The sequence below is a fragment of the Mycobacterium sp. PS03-16 genome, assembly GCF_004570325.1.
GTDB lineage: Bacteria > Actinomycetota > Actinomycetes > Mycobacteriales > Mycobacteriaceae > Mycobacterium.
The window spans coordinates 78560-98395 of sequence record NZ_SPQO01000020.1 but is presented as its reverse complement, the minus strand read 5'-3'; the positions used below and the strand labels follow the sequence as shown (position 1 = coordinate 98395).

The following is a 19836-nucleotide window of genomic DNA, read 5'->3' as shown; positions in this document are numbered from 1 at the left end:
CGCGGATGCGGTCGGCGACGGCCGCCGCGGCGTCGCCGTCGATGTCGGTGACCAGCACGGCCGCACCGGCCTGGGCGAGCGCGGCCGCGACCGCCGCCCCGATGCCGCCACCGGCGCCCGCACCGGTGACCATCGCCGCGCGTCCGGTCAGGTCGAAGTAGCCGGGCATCAGTAGCTCCTGGGCAGGCCGAGGACGTGGGAGCCGAGGAAGTTGAGGATCATCTCCTGGCTGACCGGGGCGATCTTCATCAGTCGCGCTTCGCGGAAGAAGCGGGCGACGTGGTACTCCTCGGCGTAGCCCATGCCGCCGTGGGTCTGCAGCGCCCGGTCGGCCGCGGCGAATCCCGCGTCGGCACACAGGTACTTGGCGGTGTTGGCCTCCCGGCCACAGGCCTTGCCGTTGTCGTAGAGCCAGGTCGCCTTGCGCAGCATGAGTTCCGCGGCGTCCAGCCGGGCCAGTGAATCGGCCAGCGGGAACTGGATGCCCTGATTCATCCCGATCGGCCGGTCGAACACGTGCCGGTCGGTGGCGTAGGTGACGGCCTTGTCGAGCGCGACGCGGCCGATGCCGAGCGCTTCGGCGGCGATCAGCATCCGCTCCGGGTTGAGCCCGTCGAGGATGTAGAAGAAGCCCTTGCCCTCCTCCCCGACCCGGTCCTCGACGGGGATCCGCAGGTCGTCGATGAACAGCTCGTTGGAGCTGACCGCGTTGCGGCCCATCTTCTGGATCGGCCGGATGTCGACGTGGGCCCGGTCGAGGTCGGTCATGAACAACGTCATGCCGTCGGTCTTCTTCGTCACCTCGTCATACGGGGTGGTGCGGGTGAGCAGCAGGATCTTCTCGGACTCGAGCGCCTTGGAGATCCACACCTTCCGGCCGTTGACTAGGTAATGATCGCCGTCGCGTCGGGCGAATGTGGTGATGCGCGAGGTGTCCAGACCGGCACCGGGTTCGGTGACGCCGAAGCACACGTGCAGATCGCCGGCGGCGATGCGTGGAAGGGTGCGCGCCTTGAGCTCGGCCGAGCCGTGCTTGACCACCGGATGCATCCCGAAGATCGACATGTGGATCGAGCTCGCCGCATTCATACCCCCGCCGGACCGTGCGACGGCCTCGGCGAGCAGCGTGGCCTCGGTGATGCCGAGGCCGTGTCCGCCGTACTCCTCGGGGATCGTCATGCCCAGCCACCCGCCACCGGCGACGGCGTCGTAGAACTCGGACGGGAACTCGTGTTTCGAGTCCTTCTCCAACCAGTACTGGTCGTCGAATCGGGCCGCCAGTTCGCTGACCGACTTGTAGATCAGCTGCTGATCCTCGGTCAGCTCGAAGTTCATCCCGCCTGACACTGCACTCCCTCTGTCCTGTGGTTACACCGGTGGCCGCGCCGGTCGGTCGCCGACACGGCGGGACCACCGGAGCGGCTCGGTCGCGCCGGTGATCTGCTGTCCGGCCGCCCTATTCGCGCGCGCCGGATACCGCCTTGGCGTTCGCCTGGAAGTCGGCGAAGCTGGTCTTCGCGCCGTCGCGGTGGTGGCTCAACGCCCGGACGGAGACGTCGTGGCCCTCCGCGGCCCGGCGCAGCGCACCGACGGTGGCCTGCTCCTTGGGGATGTGGGTGAACGGTTCGAAGTGGTACCAGCGCATGGCGTTCTCGTGAGTGATCTTGTTGATCTCGTCGTCGGGCACGTCATAGGTGTCGAACACCGCCCCCAGCTCTTCGGGGGCGCCCGGCCACATCGAATCCGAGTGGGGATAGTCCATCTCCCAGCAGATGTTGTCGATGCCGATGGAGTGGCGGTTCTTCACGCCGACCGGATCGGAGATGAAGCACGTCAGGAAGTGCTCACGGAACACCTCGGACGGCAACTTGCCGCCGAAGTCCTGATGGGTCCACGTCGAGTGCATCTCATAGGTGCGGTCCACCCGGTCGAGGAAGTAGGGAATCCACCCGGTGCCGCCCTCGGACAACGCGATCTTCAGGTCCGGATACGCCTTGATCGGCGCCGACCACAGCAGATCGGCTGCCGCCTGCACGATGTTCATCGGCTGCAGCGTGATCATGACGTCCATCGGCGCATCGGGCGCGGTGATCGCCAGCTTGCCCGACGAGCCGATGTGGACGTTGAGCACTGTGTCGGTGTCGACGAGCGCCTCCCACAACGGCTTCCAATGCTCCAGGTCGTGGAAGCTCGGATACCCGAGCGTGGAAGGGTTCTCGGTGAACGTCAACGAGTGCACCCCTTTCTCCGACACCCGGCGCACCTCCTTGGCGCACAGTTGCGGGTCCCAGATCGCCGGGATCGCCATCGGGATGAAGCGGCCCGGATTGCTGCCGCACCACTCGTCGATGTGCCAGTCGTTGTAGGCCTGCACCAGCGCCATCGAGAAGTCGGGATCCTCGGTGGCGAACAGCCGGGCGGCGAAACCCGGGAACGACGGGAAGTTCATGGTGGCCAGCACGCCGCCGGCGTTCATGTCCTTCACCCGCTCGTTCGGGTCGTAGCAGCCCTTGCGGATCTCGTCGAGCCCCTGCGGTTCGAGCCCGTACTCCTCCTTCGGGCGCCCCGCCACCGCATTGAGCGCCACGTTCGGAATCACCGTGTCACGGAACTGCCACGTGTCCGACCCGTCGGGATTGTGCACCAGCCGCGGGGCGTCGTTGACGTACTTCTCCGGCAGGTGGTTCTTGAACATGTTGGGCGGCTCGATGATGTGATCGTCGACGCTGATCAGGATCATGTCCTCGTGCTTCACGGCCGTTCCTTCCGGTTGGTGCCCGCACTCGCGCTTCCGCAATCTTCTCCCTGTCAGGAAACTATCTTCTCACTGCAGGAGAATCAACGCCGCCCAGCGATTGCCGCAGCGCGGGTGCGGTGTCCGGCGACGCGCCGACGGGCACCGGAGACGGGTGTATTGACCATCCCACGGTGGATGTGAAAATCTGTTAGTCGAAAATGAGAACCTGATTCTCATACCGAACCGCGAAAGGAGCCGCCGTGCGCGTGCCCCCGTTACCGGCGGACCGGTGGGATGACGACGTGCGGCGCGCGCTGTCGGTGATGGTCCCCCCGGAGCGGCAGAACCCCGAAGCGGCGGGGAACCTGCTGGCGACACTGGTGCGCCATCCCGACCTCACGCGCGCCTTCCTGCGTTTCAACGTCCACCTTCTCTTCGGCTCGACGTTGTCACCGCGGCTGCGCGAGCTGGCGATCCTGCGCGTCGCCCACCTCCTCGGCGCGGACTACGAATGGCGTCATCACGTTTCGATGGGCCGCGAAGCCGGGCTCACCGACGCCGCGATCGACGGCGCCGCCCACGGTCGCGGCGGCGACGAACTCGACCAGGCGATCCTCGACGCGGTCGACGAATTGCAGGACAAGGCCAATGTGTCCGATCGAACCTGGGCGAAGCTGAGCGCCCACCTCGACGAGCGCCAGCGCATGGACCTGGTTTTCACCATCGGCTGCTACGGCGCACTCGCGATGGCCATCAACACATTCGGCGTCGAACCCGACTTCCACATGGATGCAGAGAGGTAACGGATCGTGGCATTTTTTCAGAAGCCGGCCGCCGGCAGCTGGACCGAGAACTGGCCGGAACTGGGCACCGCACCGGTCAATTACGAGGACTCGGTCGATCCCGAGCACTACAAACTCGAGCAGCAGGCGATCTTCAAGAAGACCTGGCTCAACATCGGACGCATCGAGCGGTTGCCGAAAAAGGGCAGCTACTTCACCCGGGAGATGCCGTCGGTCGGCCCCGGCGTGTCGATCATCGTGGTCAAGGACGGAGACGAGGTCCGCGCCTTCTACAACTTCTGCCGGCACCGCGGCAACAAGTTGGTGTGGTCGGACTACCCGGGCGAGGAGGTGTCGGGCAGCTGCCGTCAGTTCGTCTGCAAGTACCACGCCTGGCGCTACAACCTCAAGGGCGACCTCACGTTCGTGCAGCAGGAGGGCGAGTTCTTCGACCTCGACAAGTCGCGCTACGGACTGGTTCCCGTGCGCTGTGAGGTGTGGGAAGGCTTCATCTTCGTCAACTTCGACAACGACGCGATACCGCTGCGGGAGTACCTCGGCGACTTCGCCGAGGGCCTGGAGGGCTATCCGTTCCACGAGATGACCGAGCACTACAGCTACCGCTCCGAGATCAAGTCGAACTGGAAGCTGTTCATCGACGCGTTCGTCGAGTTCTACCACGCACCGATCCTGCACATGAAGCAGGCGGAGAAGGAGGAGGCCGAGAAGCTGGCCAAATTCGGCTTCGAGGCGCTGGCCTACGACATCAAGGGCGACCACTCGATGGTGTCGTCGTGGGGCGGTATGAGCCCGCCCAAGGACCTCAACATGGTCAAGCCGATCGAACGGATCCTGCACAGCGGTCTGTTCGGGCCGTGGGACCGGCCGAAGATCAAGGGCATCCTGCCCGACGAACTGCCGCCGGCCATCAACCCCGGTCGCCACAAGACCTGGGGCACCGACTCTTTCGAGTTCTTCCCCAACTTCACGCTGCTGTTCTGGGCGCCGGGCTGGTACCTCACCTACCACTACTGGCCGACCGGGGTCGACACGCACATCTTCGAAGCCGACCTCTACTTCGTCCCGCCGACGAATCTGCGCGAACGGCTCTCCCAGGAGCTGGCGGCGGTGACGTTCAAGGAGTACGCGTTCCAGGACGCCAACACCCTCGAGGCCACCCAGACCCAGATCGGTACGCGGGTCGTCACCGACTTCCCGCTGTGCGACCAGGAGATCCTGCTGCGCCACCTGCACAAGACCGCGCACGAGTACGTCGACCGGTACAAAGCGTCGCTGGCCAACGGCAACGGGGCGACCAACGGTGCGGCGACCACGTCGAGCGAGAAAGACCACGCACATGCCTAAGCTGCCCGAGGAGTTCGCCGACCTGGAGCGGTTCGCCGAATGGTGCCTGCCCACCGAGGAGGAGCGCTACACCAAGCGGCTCAACTCCACGATGGAGGAGATGCAGGCACTCTACGACGCCGGCATGGCGCGACTCGAGGACATCATGGTCTACGTCGACGCCCGGTTCCCGCTCAGGGGGATGCCCGAGGACGCCAAGGCGCTGGTGCATCTGGGCCAGTCGATCGTCATGGTGAGCTTTCCCGTCGAGGTGTGGAAGCAGCCGCGCGTCCTCGACAGCGGCGCCGCCTACATCAAGCTCGTCAAGGAGCCGGTGGTCTAGACGTGGTGACCCTCAAGGCCGCGGGTTACCTCGACGTCGACGCCGGGGAGATCGTCCGGCCCGGCGTCATCCATGTCGACGGCGACCGCATCGCCGGCGTCGGCGGCGACATCCCGCCGGAGTCGACGGTGCTCGATCTGGGTGAGGCGATTCTGCTGCCCGGGCTGATGGACATGGAGGTCAACCTGCTGATGGGCGGCCGCGGGGAGCATCCCGGCCTGTCCCAGGTGCAGGACGACCCCCCGACGCGGGTGCTGCGCGCGGTGGGCAACGCCAGGCGCACGCTGCGCGCCGGCTTCACCACGGTGCGCAACCTCGGCCTGTTCGTCAAGACCGGCGGATACCTGCTGGACGTGGCGCTGGGGAAGGCCATCGACGCCGGCTGGATCGAGGGCCCGAGGGTGGTGCCGGCCGGTCACGCCATCACGCCGACCGGCGGCCACCTCGACCCGACCATGTTCGCCGCGTTCATGCCCGGCGCGCTCGAGCTGACCATCGAGGAGGGCATCGCCAACGGGGTCGACGAGATCCGCAAGGCGGTGCGGTACCAGATCAAGCACGGCGCCCAGTTGATCAAGGTCTGCGTGTCCGGTGGCGTGATGTCGCTGACCGGAGAGGCCGGCGCGCAACACTATTCGGACGAGGAGCTGCGGGCGATCGTCGACGAGGCGCACCGGCGGGGTCTGCGCGTCGCCGCGCACACCCACGGCGCCGAAGCGGTCAAGCACGCGGTCGCCTGCGGGATCGACTGCATCGAACACGGGTTCCTGATGGACGACGAGGCGATCCGGATGCTCGTGGAGCACGACCGCTTCCTGGTCACCACCCGCCGCCTGGCCCAGGCCATGGACGTGTCGAAGGCGCCGCAGGCGCTGCAGGACAAGGCCGCGGAGATGTTCCCCAAGGCCGAGACCTCGATCAAGGCGGCCTACGAGGCCGGCGTGAAGATCGCCGTGGGCACCGACGCCCCGGCCATCCCTCACGGCCGCAACGCCGATGAGCTGGTCACGCTCGTGGAGTGGGGTATGCCGCCGGCCGCGGTGCTGCGCGCCGCGACCACCGTCGCGGCCGATCTCATCGACGTCTCCGACCGGGGACGGCTGGCCGAGGGACTCCTCGCCGACATCATCGCGGTGCCGGGCGACCCCCTGGCCGACATCACCGTTACACAGCGGGTCAACTTCGTAATGAAGGGCGGTAAGGTCTTCCGAGATGACATCCACAACTGACCGGCCTCCGGCCCCGACCCGCACCGAGGACCTGGTGGAGATCCAGCAGCTCCTCGCGAAGTACGCGGTGACGATCACCCAGCTCGACATCGACGGGTTGATCAGCGTGTTCACCCCCGACGGCACCTACAGCGCGTTCGGCGAGACCTATACGCTCAACCGGTTCCCGGTGCTGGTCGACGCCGCCCCGAAGGGCCTGTTCCTCACCGGCACCGCGCTGGTCGACCTGGTCGAGGGCGCCGACACGGCTTCCGGGACCCAGCCGCTGTGCTTCATCGAGCACTCGCAGCACGACATGCGGATCGGCTACTACCGCGACACCTACCTCCGCACCGAGGACGGGTGGCGGCTCAAGACCCGGGCCATGACGTTCATCCGGCGCAGCGGTGACCACGACCACGGCCGTCCGCACGCGATCGGGAGGCCGGAAGCGGGATGACCGATCTGCATGAGCCCGCCGCGTTCCGCACCGCGCTGCTGGATTGGCTCGACGAGAACGATCTGACCCCGCCCGAGGGGGACGCGTCGCTCGACGCCCATCAGGCCCAACACCGTCGGGTGCTCGCAGCGTTGTACGACGCGGGGTGGATGCGCTACGGGTGGCCGGAGTCGGCGGGCGGGCTCGGCGGTCCGGACATCCTGCGCGCGATCGTCGGCGAGGAGATCGTCGGCCGCGGCATCGACCACCCGGGGCCGTACTCGATGCTCGACACGCTCACCCCGACGTTGATCGACTACGCGCGCCCCGAACTGGCCGCCGAGATGGTGCCGAAGCTGCTGTCCGGGAAGGAGACGTGGTGTCAGGGCTTCTCCGAACCCGGCTCGGGCAGTGATCTGGCGTCGCTGACCACGCGCGCCGTGCCGCGGGGCGACGCCTGGGTGATCAACGGCCAGAAGGTGTGGACCAGCTTCGCGCAGTACGCCTCCCGGTGCATCCTGCTGACCCGCACCGGTGGGCCGGACGTGCCGAATCACGACGCGATCACCGCGTTCTTCGTCGACCTGGACACTCCCGGCATCACGGTCCGGCCGTTGCGCACCATGCACGGCGTCGACGAATTCTGCGAGGTGTACTTCGACGATGTCGAGGTGCCCGCGGACCGGATGCTCGGCGGGCCGGGCGACGGCTGGAAGCTGGCGATGGATCTGCTGCCCTACGAGCGCTCGACGTGCTTCTGGCAGCGCATCGCCTACCTGTACTCGCGGTTCGACGCGCTGATCGAGGATGTCAAGAGGCAGGGGCAGGCGGTGGACTCCGACATGGGTGAGGCGTATCTGGCCCTGCACACGCTGCGCTGCCGGTCGCGCGCCACCCAGCACCGGCTGGGCAACGGGGAGAAGCTGGGTCCCGAGACGTCGATCGACAAGGTGCTGCTCGCCGCCGCCGAACAGCGCCTCTACGACACCGCACGCGATCTGTTGCCGGGCGTCATCGAGCTCGACGACACGCCGTGGCGGACCGAGTATCTGTACTCGCGGGCGGCCACCATCTACGGCGGCACGGCCGAGGTGCAGCGCAACATCATCGCCCGGCGCCTGCTCGACCTCGGAAAGGAGTGACCGTGATCCACGGATCCGACGCCGAGTCGCTCGGCCTGCTCGAAGACGGTCTGCGCAAGTCCATGCTGTCGGTTTCCGGCCCCGAACTCGACGCGGCGCTGACCGAACTCGGCTGGGCCGAGATGCTGACCGAGATGCCCCAGGTCGCGGTGCCGCTGGTGTTCCGGCTGCTGGGCGAAACCGGCTCGCACGCATCAGTTCTCGTTGACGTGGTGCTCAACGCGACGGGCAACACGATCGGCGACACCGTCGAACTGCCGCTCCCCTACGCCGGCAACGCCTGGGTGGTGTGGGACCGCATCAGCCCGGCCAGTCTGGACCCGACGCTGGGCGGACTCCCGCTGCGCCGCGAGGAGGAGGGCTATCCGATCCGGGTGGCCGAGGCGCGGGTGGCCGTCGGCTGGTGGCTGGTCGGGGCGGCGCGTGCGATGCTGGCCCTGGCCCGCCGGCACGCGCTCGACCGCGTGCAGTTCGGCCGGCCGATCGCGGGCTTCCAGGCCGTGCGCCACCGGCTCGCCGAGACCCTGGTGGCGATCGAGGGCGCGGAGGCGACGCTGAGCCTGCCGAGTGCCGACAACCCCGATCTGACCGCGCTGCTGGCCAAGGCGGCCGCGGGCAAGGCGGCGCTGACCGCGGCCAGGCACTGTCAGCAGGTGCTCGGCGGCATCGGGTTCACCGAGGAGCACGAGTTCGCCCTGCACGTGAAGCGGGTGCTGGTGCTCGACGGGTTGCTCGGCAGCTCACGGGAACTCACCCGCCGGGCCGGTGCGGGGCTGCGGGCCCGCGGCTCGGCCCCCCGCCTCGCCAACCTCTGATTCCCTTTTTCCGCGAGCGTGCGTGTTTGCGCACAACACGCCGCGAGATTGACAACGCGCAGCGCACGCTCGCCCACCGGTGACTGTGCACAACTGCGCGGCTATCCACAGCGCGAGCAATCGCCGCTGCCTGCGCGGTCCGATCCGATCGATCATGACCGCTATGGATGCAGTGCTGCAGCGGCTTTTCGACCGCCAGGGTGGGGTGGCGACGAGTCAACAGATTCTGTCAGTGGTGTCGAGGTACGAGTTCGAGACGGTCGTCAAGACCAAGTACGTCGAGCGGATCTGGCAGGGGGTGTACTGCCTCGGTGAGCCGATCGACTTGCTGCGACTGCGGGGGCTCGACCTGTCGTGCGGCACCACCGTCGCGATCTGCCTCGCGACCGCAGCGGCGATGTTCGGTTTCGACACCGAAGAGCCGAGCGATCTGCATGTGCTCAACCCGATGGGCCATCAGCTGCGTCCCGTCGACGGTCTCGTCGTCCACCGCCGCGAGGGTGCGCCGCTCGTGTCGACGGGTGAGCGGCCTGCCACCGCACCGGCGTGGACCGCGGTCGAAGTAGCGCGCGGCCTGCGCCGACCGCGGGCCCTGGCCACCCTCGACGCCGCCCTGCGCAGCGGAATGTGCAGTCATGGCGAGATGTGGCGTGCGGCAACGCAACAAGCCGGCCGTCGCGGCATCGTCGCAGTCCGGAACCTGCTCGCGCTGGCCGACGGGCGAGCCGAGTCGCCCATGGAGAGCGAGGCCCGGCTCGCCATGATCGACGGCGGATTGCCGACCCCTGAGCTGCAGTACGAGGTCATCGACGGGAACGGCGAGCTGCGCCGCCTCGACTTCGCGTGGCCCGACCACCGCGTTGCCGCCGAGTACGACGGGCTCGACTGGCACAGCGGACCGGACGCCATGCGCCGGGACCGTCGACGCAGCGCGGCGTTACTCGACATCGGCTGGGTGGTCGTCCCGATCGTCTTCGAGGACGTCCGGTACCGCGCGTGGGATTTCGTCGCGCGGATCGACCAGCAGCTTCGGCACGCTCAGGCCGCGTGAGCGTGCGTGAACTGCTGGAAGGACCGCGGCGTGTCGTGTGCAGACACGCACGCTCGCGGAATGGCGTACAGGGGGCTACTGGACGTTGGATTTCATGTTCTCGAGGTCGACCAGCACCGGCCATCCGCCGACGCTCAGCGCGTTGCCGTGGCCGGTCTGGTGGATGTCGAACACCGACTGGATCGCGGCATAGAAGCCCTGCACGTCGAGGGTCTGGTTGACCGCCCGCTTGGCCTGCCGCAGCGCGAACGGATGCATGGTCGCGATCTGCTCGGCCAGCGCGCGGGTGTGGGTGTCGAGCTCGTCGCGGGGTACCACGCGGTTCACCATCCCGGTGCGCTCGGCCTCCTCGGCGGTCAGCGGCCGCCCGGTGAACAGGATCTCCTTGGCTTTACGCGGCCCCAGTTCCCAGGTGTGGCCGTGGTATTCGACGCCGCCGATTCCCATCAGCGCCACCGGGTCGGAGAACAGCGCGTCGTCAGCGGCCACGATGAGATCACAGGGCCAGCACAGCATCAGCCCGCCCGAGATGCAGCGGCCCTGCACCGCGGCGATCGACGGTTTGGGCACGTTGCGCCACCGCAGCGTGTACTCCAGGAAACGCTTGGATTCCTGAGCGATGATGAACTCGAGCGTGATCTTGTCGGGGACCGGACCGCCGCCGCGCAGGTCGTGACCGGCCGAGAAGTGTTTCCCGTTGGCGCGCAGCACGATCACCACCACCTCCGGGTCCTCGGCCGCCCGCGTCCAGGCCGCGTCCAGCTCGTCGAGCAGCTCCGGGTTCTGCGCGTTGGCCGCTTCGGGCCGGTTGAGCGTGATGGTGCCGATGCGATCGGCGACCTCGTAGTCGATGTACACGTGTCTCCTCTAGTTCCGGGGCAACCCGAGCAGCCGCTGGGCGATGATGTTGCGCTGGATCTCCGACGTCCCTCCGGCGATGGTGCCGGCGAAGCTGCGGGTGTAGCGCTCGAACCAGCCGCACGAGTGGGCGTCCAGATTGAGCGGCGCCCACGGCCCCACGGTCGTCGGATGCGCCAGGCCCTCGGCGCCGACGGCGTTCAGCGCGTGTTCGGTGGCGGCCTGGCCGGCCTCGGAGCCGAGCAGCTTGAGCACCGACAGCCCCGCGGCGTCCTCGACGCCCCGGGCAGCGCGGGCCAGCGCGACCGAACCGAGCAGCCGCAGCGCCATGGTGTCCATGACCATCGTCGCGTACCGGTCGCAGTCCAGTTCCGTCGCCGGCCGGAAGTCCTCGATCAGATCCTGCAGTCGGTCGGCGTAACTCAGCCACAACATGGTGCGCTCGTGGCCGAGCGACCCGTTCGCCACCCGCCAGCCGTCGTTCTCCGGTCCGATCAGGTTCTCGGCGGGCACCTCGACGTCGTTGAAGAACACCTCGTTGAAGTCGAGGTCGTCACGGCCGCAGATCGAGGCGAACGGCCGGCGCACCACGCCGGGCAGGTCGGTCGGGATCATCAGCACGCTGATGCCCCGGTGTTTGGCCGCGTTCGGGTCAGTGCGCACGAACGTCAGGATGACGTCGGCGTCGTGCGCCCCCGACGTCCAGACCTTCTGACCGTTGACGACGAAGTGACCGGCATCGGGTGAGCGCGCGGCACGGGTGCGCAGCGAGGCGAGGTCGGACCCGGCTCCCGGTTCGCTCATGCCCAGCGCCGCGGTGATCTCGGCGCGCAGGATCGGCACCGCCCACTTCTGTTGCTGCTCAGGGCTTCCGAAGGTGATCAGCGACGCGGCGATGATGCCGACGCCCTGTGGGTTGAAGCTGTGGTAGATCCGGCGCCGCGACAACTCCAGTTGGTAGACGTACTGCTGCAGCAGGTCGGCGTTGCGCCCCCCGAACTCCGGAGGGTGACCGGGCAGCAACCACCCGTTGTCGAACAGCAGGCGTTGCCACTGTCGGGCCCACTGCGGGATGTGCGCGGTCGAACCGGGCCGCTCCGTCGCGGTGGCCTCATCGGGCAGGTTGTCGTCCAGGAATGCCACGAAATCGGCCCGGAAGGACTCGACGTCGGCGTCGAAAGTCAGCTGCACGGCACTCCCGGGTCTGCTCTCGGAGGAAACGCTTCTCTATTGCTAGTTGTGAGAATACTATTCTCGTCATGAGGAAGGCACAATCTCCGACACGTTGGCCGCGAGGGGGGCTCGGACCACAATGCCCAGGCGTTCTCCGGTACAGTTCATGCATGTTCTCCCCAACGGGCCAGGCTTCGAGCAGCCGGTGAGCACGCCGAGCGAAGAGCCGGCCTGGAAGCAGCGGGCCGTCGAGCGGTCGATCAAGACCGCCAAATTACGCGCGGCTCAACGCGTGCAGCGGTTCCTCGACGCCGCGCAGGCGATCATCATCGAGAAGGGCAGCACGGATTTCACCGTGCAAGAGGTGGTCGACCGGTCCCGTCAGTCGCTGCGGAGCTTCTATCTGCAGTTCGACGGTAAGCACGAACTGCTGCTGGCGCTGTTCGAGGACGCGCTCAGCCGCTCGGCCGACCAGATCCGTGCGGCCACGGCCGGCCACACCGATCCGCTGGAGCGGCTCAAGGTCGCCGTTCAACTGCTCTTCGAGTCCTCACGACCCGATCCGGCCGCGAAGAGACCGCTGTTCACCGACTTCGCGCCACGCCTTCTGGTCTCCCACCCGTCCGAGGTCAAGGTCGCGCACGCGCCGCTGCTCGCGCTGCTCACCGAGTTGATGGAAGAGGCCGGCGCCGCCGGCCAATTGCGCGACGGCATCAATCCGAAGCGCATGGCGGCGATGACGATGCAGACGGTCATGTTCGTCGCCCAGTCCAGCGGCGGCTCCGACGACGGATCGGTGCACCCGATCACCGCCGACGAGGTCTGGGACTTCGTCGCTCACGGCTTCACCCACGCCTGACCCGCCGCGCGCCACCCCGCGCCTCGTCACCGTCGCTCAGTGCCTCTCTCGTGCGGTGCCGCCTGCCGTCGCGGAAATGACGTTCTACTAAGCGGATAGTACAAATTGCTCCCTCTGAATGTGCCGTTGACACAATTGAGCCGCGATGACAAAGTGCTGTGCACGTGCCCAGCAGACCGACCCCGAGCGGCGGCGCGACCACGAGTGAGGAACGAGGAACCATGGCAGGACGCGTAGAAGGCAAGGTCGCATTCATCACCGGCGCGGCCCGCGGGCAGGGCCGCGCCCACGCGGTGCGGCTGGCGCAGGAGGGCGCCGACATCATCGCCGTCGACATCTGCCGGCAGGTCGACAGCGTGCGGATCCCGCTGTCGACGCCCGAGGACCTCGCGGAGACCGCCGATCTGGTCAAGGGCCTCAACCGACAGATTTATACCGCGGAGGTCGACGTCCGCGACTTCGACGCGCTGAAGTCCGCGGTCGACGCCGGCGTCGACCAGCTGGGCCGCCTCGACATCATCGTGGCCAACGCGGGAATCGGGAACGGCGGCGCCACGCTGGACAAGACCAGCGAGCCCGACTGGACCGACATGATCGACATCAACCTCAGCGGCGTCTGGAAGACGGTGAAAGCCGGTGTGCCGCATATCCTCGCGGGCGGCCGCGGCGGATCGATCATCCTGACCAGCTCGGTCGGCGGCCTCAAGGCCTACCCGCACACCGGCCACTACGTCGCCGCCAAACACGGTGTGGTGGGCCTGATGCGCACGTTCGCCGTCGAACTGGGCGCCCAGAACGTGCGCGTCAACTCGGTCCATCCGACCAACGTCAACACGCCCCTGTTCATGAACGAGGGCACCATGAAGCTGTTCCGCCCCGACCTGGAGAATCCGGGCCCGGACGATATGAAGGTCGTCGGCCAGATGATGCACACGCTGCCCATCGGCTGGGTCGAGCCCGAGGACATCGCCAACGCCGTACTGTTCCTGGCCTCCGACGAGTCCCGCTACATCACCGGCGTCACCCTGCCCGTCGACGGCGGCAGCTGCCTGAAGTAACCGACAGCACCCACGAACCGGGGGCCTCGCCACAGGTGAGGCCCCCGGTTCGCGTCTTCGCCGAAACGCCGCGGCGCCGAAGGGCCGGGTGGTTGCATGAAGTCAGCGGTCCGGGGGGTACCCGTCGGGCACGCCAGGCGGGCGGGCGAGAAATCGAGGTGGGGGCGCGTGAAGCGACTCAACGGCATGGACGCCATGCTCTTGTACAGCGAGACGCCGAATCTGCACACGCACACGCTGAAGGTGGCGATCATCGACGCCACCGGTTACGACGGGAGCCACGACAGCCCCTACTCGTTCGAGGTGTTCCGCCGCACCATCGCCCGGCGCCTGCACCTGCTCGAGCCGCTGCGCTACCGGCTCGTCGACATCCCGTTCAAGTTCCACCACCCGATGTGGCTGGAGAACTGCGACGTCGACCTCGACTACCACGTCCGCACGGTGGCGGTGCCCGCACCCGGTGGCCGGCGGGAACTCGACGAGGTGATCGGCCGCATCGCCAGCACCCCGCTCAACCGGGACCGGCCGCTGTGGGAGTTCTACTTCGCCGAGGGGCTGGCCGACAACCGGTTCGCGTTGATCGGCAAGGTGCACCACACGCTCGCCGACGGGGTGGCCTCGGCGAATCTGCTGGCGCGCCTGATGGATCTGGCCGGATCGGTCACCGAGGAACGCGACGAGTACACGACCTGCGCGCCGCCGCCGAACTCCGCACTATTGGCCGAGGCCGGCCGCGACCACCTCCAGAAGGTGGCCGAACTGCCCGGCCTCGTCGGCGAGGCGGTCCGCGGCATCGGGCGGGTGCGGCGCCGGACTCGCGCGCAGCGCGACGCCGCCGACATGGCGAAGATGTTCCACACCCCGCCGACGTTTCTCAACCACGTGGTCTCGCCGGGACGGACGTTCGCCACCGCATCGGTGGCGCTGTCGGACGTCAAGGAGACCGCCCGGCATCTCGGCGTGACGTTCAACGACCTGATCCTCGCGGTCAGCGCGGGTGGACTGCGGGAGCTGCTGCTGCGCTACGACGGCCGCGCGGACCGGCCGCTGCTCGCCTCGGTGCCCGTGGCCACCGACCGCTCGCCCGACCGGGTCACCGGCAATGAAATCAGCGGCCTGGCCGTCTCGCTGCCCGTCCACGTCGACGATCCACTGGAGCGGGTCCGGCTCACCGCCCAGGCCACCACGCGGGCCAAGGAGGTCAACGAACTCCTCGGGCCGCGGCTGCAGGGCCGAATGATGGAGTACCTGCCGCCGCCGGTGGCGCCCGCGGCGTTCCGGTGGCAGTCCGAGCACGCCTCGCACAACCGCATCATGAATGTCGCGGTGTCCAGCGTTCCCGGGCCCCGCGAACGCGGGCACATCGGCGGCGCCGACGTCACCGAGATCTACTCGGTCGGCGTGCTGTCCGCGGCCAGCGCGTTCAACATGACGGTGTGGAGCTACGTCGACCAGGTCGACATCTCGGTGCTCTCCGACGACCGCACCTTCGACGACGTCCACGAGGCCACGGACGCGATGGTCCACGGGCTCATCGAGATCCGCCGCGCCGCTGGGTTGTCGGCGGAGCTGAGCGCGGTCAGCACGGCGATGGCGCCGGCGTCGGCGGTCACCTAGTCGAGCTGCGCCAGCAGGTCGTTGCGCAGCACCTTGCCGGTGCCGCCGCGCGGCAGTTCGTCCAGTACCCGGATCTCCCGCGGCACCTTGTAGTTGGCCAGGTTGTCCCGGACGTGGGTTTTCAGCTCCTCGGGCGTCACCGACGCCCCGGCCGCCGGGACGACGAAGGCCGCCAACCGCTGACCGTACTGTTCGTCGTCGACCCCGAGCACCACCGCCTCGGCCACCCCAGGATGGGCGGTCAACGTGTTCTCGACCTCGATCGGGTAGACGTTCTCCCCGCCGGAGACGATCATCTCGTCGTCGCGGCCGACCACGAACAGCCGACCGGCCGCGTCGAGGTACCCCAGGTCGCCCGATGCCATGAACCCGTCGTGGAAGTCCTTGGTCGCCCCCGAGGTGTATCCGTCGAACAGCGTTCCGCTGCGCACGAAGATCTGCCCCACCTCACCGGCCGGGAGTGCGCGGTGCGCCTCGTCGAAGATCCTCACCTCGGTGCCGTCCGCCGGGCGTCCCGCCGTGTCAGGAGCGGCGCGCAGATCTGCCGGCGTCGCGGTGGCGATCATGCCGGCCTCGGTGGCGTTGTAGTTGTTGTAGACCACGTCGCCGAACTGGTCCATGAACGCGGTCACCACATCCGGGCGCATGCGCGATCCCGACGCGGTGGCGAAGCGCAGGGACCGGCCGCTGTAGCGCGCCCGGACGTCGGCCGGCAGTTCCATGATCCGGTCGAACATCACCGGCACCACCACCAGGCCGGTGGCGCGGTGCTCGTCGACCAACGCCAGCGTGGCCTCCGGGTCGAACTTGCGGCGGGTGACGACGGTACACGCGAGCAGCGCGGCGAACAGCAGCTGCGAGAACCCCCACGCGTGGAACATCGGGGCGGCGATCACCGTGGTCTCCTCGGCCCGCCACGGCGTCCGGTCCAGCACCGCCTTCAGGTCACCGGTACCGCCGCTGCCCGCGGATCGCTTGGCCCCCTTCGGCGTCCCGGTGGTGCCCGACGTCAGCAGGATCACCTGGCTGGTGCGCGCGGCCGGTCGCGGCCGCCGGCCGCGGTGTTCCTCGATCAGCGCATCCACGGTCGGCCCGGCGGCGGGCGAGTCGTCGACCCAGCCCAGCACCCGCACCGTGGCCGGCGCATCCGCCAGCGCCCGGTCGACGATCCCGGTGAACTCCTCGTCGTAGATCATCACGTCGGCGCCCTCGCGTGCGACGACCTCGGCCAGCGCCGGCCCGGCGAAAGACGTGTTCAGCAGCAGTGCGTCGGCGCCGATTCGGTTGGCCGCCAACAGCGCTGCCACGAAACCGCGGTGGTTGCGGCACATGATCGCCACCGTGTGCGGCGCGCCACCCGGGAAATCCTGCAACGCCGCGGCGAGCGCATCGGCCCGGTCGTCGAGCTGCCGGAAGGTGAGCGTCCCCCGTTCGTCGACCAGCCCCGGCCGGTCCGGGCACCGCTGTGCCGCGATCGCGAAGCCCACCGTGGCCGTCAGGCCGACGCGACGCACCGCGGCACCCATCCGCAGATACCGGTCGGGGCGCAACGGTGCGAGCAGCCGCGCCCGCACCAGAGTCTGCACCAGCCCGGCCGTCGCGCCCACCGCAGCCACCGGGCCGGCCAGCGGGCCCGTCATCCGAGCACCGGGAAACGCCGCTCGCGCGCCAGCTCGTCGAGCGCGGCCTGCATCACCCCGCGCACGTACGCGTCCACCTCGGCCACATCGGGTTCCGCTCCGAAGCGCTCGGTGACGTCGATGGGGTCGAGCACCCGGGTCACCACCTTCGACGGCAACGGCAGGTTCGGCGGGAAGATCACCGACAACCCGAACGGGAAGCCGAAGCTGACGGGCAGGATCTCCAGACGCGCCCGCTTGAGCCCCAGCCGGCGGGCGATCGAGTCACCGCGCGCCAGGAACAGCTGCGTCTCCTGCCCGCCGATCGACACCACCGGCACGATCGGCACCCCCGCCTCGATCGCCGTGCGGACGTAGCCGGTGCGGCCGGCGAAGTCGATCCGGTTCTCCGAGAACGTCGACCGGTACGAGTCGTAGTCGCCGCCCGGGAACACCAGCACCACCGCACCGGAGCGCAACGCCTTGCCCGCGTTCTCGCGGCTGGCCTCGATCACCCCGGCGCGGCGCAGCAGGCCGCCGAGCGGCCCGATGAACACCCCGTAATGGGCGAGCGTGTAGAGCGGACGGTCATAGCCGAAGCGCCCGTAGAACGCCGGTGCGAAGATCAGAACGTCCGGAGTGAGCATGCCGCCCGAGTGGTTAGACACCACCAGCGCACCGCCCGCCGCCGGCATCGCGTCGAGCCCGCGCACCTCCGACCGGAACCACCGCTTGATCACCGGCCCGACGGCCCTGGCCACGGTCGCCGCGAACTGCGGATCCCACTTGGCGACCTCGGCGCCCTCGTCCTCGCTCATCGGCTCCCCCTGGATGGGCTACTGATCAGCGAATACGTTACTCTCTCGAAACGAGAACGCCATCATCCACCCGATGAGGAGACCGATGTCCGACGCGGTGCTGGTAACCGGAGGATTCGGGCTGGTCGGCTCGCAGACGGTGCGGCGACTGGCCGACCAGGGCAGACGGGTGGTGGCCACCGACCTGCGCACCGACGCCAACCGCAAGGCCGCCGAGGCGCTGCCGAAGGGAGCCGAGGCGCGGTGGGCGGACCTCACCGACGCCGCACAGGTCGAGCAGCTGCTCGCCGAGGTGGCGCCCGCCGCGATCATCCACCTCGCCGCCGTGATCCCGCCGCCGATCTACCGCAACGCCGCTCTGGCCCGCAAGGTCAACGTCGACGCCACCGCGACCCTGGTGCGGGTGGCCGAGGCGCAACCGGAGCCGCCACGGTTCGTGCAGGCGTCGAGCAACGCCGTCTACGGCGCCCGCAACCCGCACCGCACCACGCCGCCGGTCGCGGCCGACACTCCCCCCAATCCGACGGAACTCTACGGCGGCCACAAGCTCGAGGCCGAAGAGCTGGTGCGCGCCTCGTCGTTGCCGTGGGTGGTGCTGCGACTGGGCGGCGTGTTGACCGTGGACCCGAAGGCGATGCCGTTCACCACCGACGCGCTCTTCTTCGAGAGCGCCCTGCCCGCCGACGGGCGCATCCACACCGTCGACGTCCGCGATGTCGCCTGGGCGTTCGCGGCCGCCACCACCGCGGACGTCGTCGGCGAGATCCTGCTCATCGCCGGCGACGACTCCCATCGGCTCACCCAGGGCGAGATCGGCGCCGCACTGGCCGCGGCCCGCGGGATGTCCGGTGTGCTGCCGCCGGGCCGGCCCGGAGACCCCGAACGCGACGACGCCTGGTTCATCACCGACTGGATGGACGCCACCCGCGCGCAGGAAGCGTTGGGCTTCCAACACCATTCGTGGCCGGACATGCTCGCCGAGATGCGGGCCAGGGCGGGCTGGTTGCGCCACGTGCTGCCGGTCCTGGCGCCGCTCGCCCGGATCTTCATCGCGCGCCAGTCCGCCTACCGCGACACACCGGGCCGCTACGCCGATCCGTGGGCGGCGATCCGCCGCCGGCTCGGCGAGCCGGGACTCGACCGCGTGCGTTAACCCGGTCCGAGCGTGGCCGCGCCGGTCTGCGGGTGGTGGTACCAGCCGCCCGCCGCATGCGTTCCGCCGTCGACGTGCAACGTCTGACCGGTGACGTAACTCGACAACTCGGAGGCGAGGAACACCGCGGCGCCGGCCATCTCGTCGACGGTGCCGGGCCGGCCCATCGGGATCGCGTCGCCGATCCCGGCGGGCAGCCCGCCGGGTGAGAGTGCCAGCAGCCCCTCGGTGACGATGACGTCGGGAGCCAGTGCGTTGACCCGGATGCGGTGCGGCGCCAACTCGAACGCCGCGGTCCTGGTGTAGTTGATGACGCCCGCCTTGGCCGCCGCGTAGGCGGCGTAGCCGGGTGCCGCCCGCACCCCCTCGATGGAGGTCACGTTGATGACGCTGCCGCGGCCGGCTCCGGCGGTGACGATCCGCCGCGCCACCTGCTGGGTGCACAGCAGCACGTGCCGCAGATTCGCCCGGTACAACGCATCCCAGGCGTTCTCGCCGGTGTCCAACAGCGGTGAGGCGAACGTCCCGCCGGCGTTGTTGACCAGGATGGTCGGTGTGGCCAGTTCGGCTTCGGTCCGGTCGAGTGCGGCGGTCACCTCGGCGCTGTCGCGGACATCGGTCACCACGCCGAGCCCGCCGACCGCCTCGGCCGCGGCGGCGCACCGCTCGGCGTCGCGCTCCCAGATCGCCACCCGGGCGCCGAAGTTCGCCAGCCCCGCGGCGATGCCCAGGCCGATGCCGGTGCCGCCACCGGTGACCACGGCGACGCGGCCGGTGAGCGAGACGGACGAGGGGTCGATGGCCATGGGTCCAGTCAACC

General features: G+C 68.7%; 19 protein-coding genes and 1 pseudogene. 12 read left to right on the top strand and 8 right to left on the bottom strand.

Going from position 1 to position 19836, the window contains the following annotated elements:
* The 3 genes and pseudogenes from E4P42_RS27445 to E4P42_RS17550 form a co-directional block, all read right to left on the bottom strand.
* Positions 1-169, bottom strand: a pseudogene (locus E4P42_RS27445) (3-oxoacyl-ACP reductase); the annotation flags it as partial.
* Positions 169-1335, bottom strand: a complete 1167-nt coding sequence (locus E4P42_RS17555; RefSeq protein ID WP_135127349.1) for an acyl-CoA dehydrogenase family protein — start codon at positions 1333-1335, stop codon at positions 169-171. The gene E4P42_RS17555 and the pseudogene E4P42_RS27445, both read right to left, overlap by 1 nt.
* 121 nt (positions 1336-1456) lie before the next feature.
* Positions 1457-2755, bottom strand: a complete 1299-nt coding sequence (locus E4P42_RS17550; RefSeq protein ID WP_135127348.1) for an amidohydrolase family protein — start codon at positions 2753-2755, stop codon at positions 1457-1459.
* A 242-nt stretch (positions 2756-2997) separates the two neighbouring features.
* Here E4P42_RS17550 and E4P42_RS17545 point away from each other — a divergent pair, with 242 nt between their 5' ends.
* The 8 genes from E4P42_RS17545 (at position 2998) to E4P42_RS17510 (ending at position 9861) form a co-directional block, all read left to right on the top strand.
* A complete protein-coding gene (locus E4P42_RS17545) occupies positions 2998-3540 on the top strand; it encodes a carboxymuconolactone decarboxylase family protein (RefSeq protein ID WP_135127347.1) in 543 nt (180 codons plus the stop codon).
* A 6-nt stretch (positions 3541-3546) separates the two neighbouring features.
* Entirely contained in the window at positions 3547-4884 is a 1338-nt protein-coding gene (locus E4P42_RS17540) for an SRPBCC family protein (RefSeq protein ID WP_135127346.1), read from the top strand.
* Entirely contained in the window at positions 4877-5206 is a 330-nt protein-coding gene (locus E4P42_RS17535; protein ID WP_135127345.1) for a hypothetical protein, read from the top strand. Before E4P42_RS17540 ends, E4P42_RS17535 begins: the two co-directional genes overlap by 8 nt.
* Before the next feature lie 2 nt (positions 5207-5208).
* Positions 5209-6435 carry an amidohydrolase family protein gene (locus tag E4P42_RS17530; protein ID WP_135127344.1) on the top strand — a complete coding sequence of 409 codons (1227 nt, stop codon included), beginning with the start codon at positions 5209-5211 and terminating at the stop codon, positions 6433-6435.
* Positions 6419-6874, top strand: a complete 456-nt coding sequence (locus tag E4P42_RS17525) for a nuclear transport factor 2 family protein (RefSeq protein WP_135127343.1) — start codon at positions 6419-6421, stop codon at positions 6872-6874. Before E4P42_RS17530 ends, E4P42_RS17525 begins: the two co-directional genes overlap by 17 nt.
* Complete coding sequence (locus E4P42_RS17520; protein ID WP_135127342.1) at positions 6871-7995, top strand: acyl-CoA dehydrogenase family protein; 1125 nt, start codon at positions 6871-6873, stop codon at positions 7993-7995. The genes E4P42_RS17525 and E4P42_RS17520 overlap by 4 nt, the downstream gene beginning before the upstream one ends.
* 62 nt (positions 7996-8057) lie before the next feature.
* Positions 8058-8810, top strand: coding sequence for an acyl-CoA dehydrogenase family protein (locus tag E4P42_RS17515; protein WP_135127360.1), 753 nt, complete (start codon positions 8058-8060; stop codon positions 8808-8810).
* Between the two features lie 163 nt (positions 8811-8973).
* Entirely contained in the window at positions 8974-9861 is an 888-nt protein-coding gene (locus tag E4P42_RS17510; RefSeq protein WP_135127341.1) for a hypothetical protein, read from the top strand.
* A 75-nt stretch (positions 9862-9936) separates the two neighbouring features.
* Here E4P42_RS17510 and E4P42_RS17505 read toward each other — a convergent pair whose 3' ends face one another.
* Entirely contained in the window at positions 9937-10719 is a 783-nt protein-coding gene (locus E4P42_RS17505; RefSeq protein WP_135127340.1) for an enoyl-CoA hydratase, read from the bottom strand.
* A 9-nt stretch (positions 10720-10728) separates the two neighbouring features.
* Positions 10729-11910 (bottom strand): acyl-CoA dehydrogenase family protein, encoded by a 1182-nt coding sequence (locus E4P42_RS17500; protein WP_135127339.1) that lies wholly within the window; start codon positions 11908-11910, stop codon positions 10729-10731.
* Positions 11911-12031: 121 nt separating this feature from the next.
* On the opposite strand from E4P42_RS17500, the gene E4P42_RS17495 reads away from it, so the two are divergent.
* The 3 genes from E4P42_RS17495 (at position 12032) to E4P42_RS17485 (ending at position 15426) form a co-directional block, all read left to right on the top strand.
* Positions 12032-12751 carry a TetR/AcrR family transcriptional regulator gene (locus E4P42_RS17495; RefSeq protein WP_167759524.1) on the top strand — a complete coding sequence of 240 codons (720 nt, stop codon included), beginning with the start codon at positions 12032-12034 and terminating at the stop codon, positions 12749-12751.
* Between the two features lie 221 nt (positions 12752-12972).
* The gene (locus tag E4P42_RS17490) at positions 12973-13809 is read left to right on the top strand and encodes a mycofactocin-coupled SDR family oxidoreductase (RefSeq protein ID WP_135127337.1); all 837 of its coding nucleotides are present in this window, start codon (positions 12973-12975) and stop codon (positions 13807-13809) included.
* A 168-nt stretch (positions 13810-13977) separates the two neighbouring features.
* Positions 13978-15426 (top strand): wax ester/triacylglycerol synthase family O-acyltransferase, encoded by a 1449-nt coding sequence (locus tag E4P42_RS17485; RefSeq protein ID WP_135127336.1) that lies wholly within the window; start codon positions 13978-13980, stop codon positions 15424-15426.
* On the opposite strand, the gene fadD12 is transcribed toward E4P42_RS17485, so the two are convergent.
* The gene (gene fadD12, locus E4P42_RS17480) at positions 15423-17066 is read right to left on the bottom strand and encodes an acyl-CoA ligase FadD12 (RefSeq protein ID WP_135127335.1); all 1644 of its coding nucleotides are present in this window, start codon (positions 17064-17066) and stop codon (positions 15423-15425) included. The two genes, E4P42_RS17485 and fadD12, sit on opposite strands and share 4 nt — an antisense overlap.
* A complete protein-coding gene (locus E4P42_RS17475; protein ID WP_135127334.1) occupies positions 17063-17863 on the bottom strand; it encodes a lysophospholipid acyltransferase family protein in 801 nt (266 codons plus the stop codon). Before E4P42_RS17475 ends, fadD12 begins: the two co-directional genes overlap by 4 nt.
* Positions 17864-17948: 85 nt before the next feature.
* On the opposite strand from E4P42_RS17475, the gene E4P42_RS17470 reads away from it, so the two are divergent.
* Entirely contained in the window at positions 17949-19016 is a 1068-nt protein-coding gene (locus tag E4P42_RS17470; protein WP_135127359.1) for an NAD(P)-dependent oxidoreductase, read from the top strand.
* Here E4P42_RS17470 and E4P42_RS17465 read toward each other — a convergent pair.
* Positions 19013-19822 carry an SDR family NAD(P)-dependent oxidoreductase gene (locus E4P42_RS17465; protein ID WP_135127333.1) on the bottom strand — a complete coding sequence of 270 codons (810 nt, stop codon included), beginning with the start codon at positions 19820-19822 and terminating at the stop codon, positions 19013-19015. The genes E4P42_RS17470 and E4P42_RS17465 overlap by 4 nt on opposite strands.
* Positions 19823-19836 lie beyond the last annotated feature (14 nt).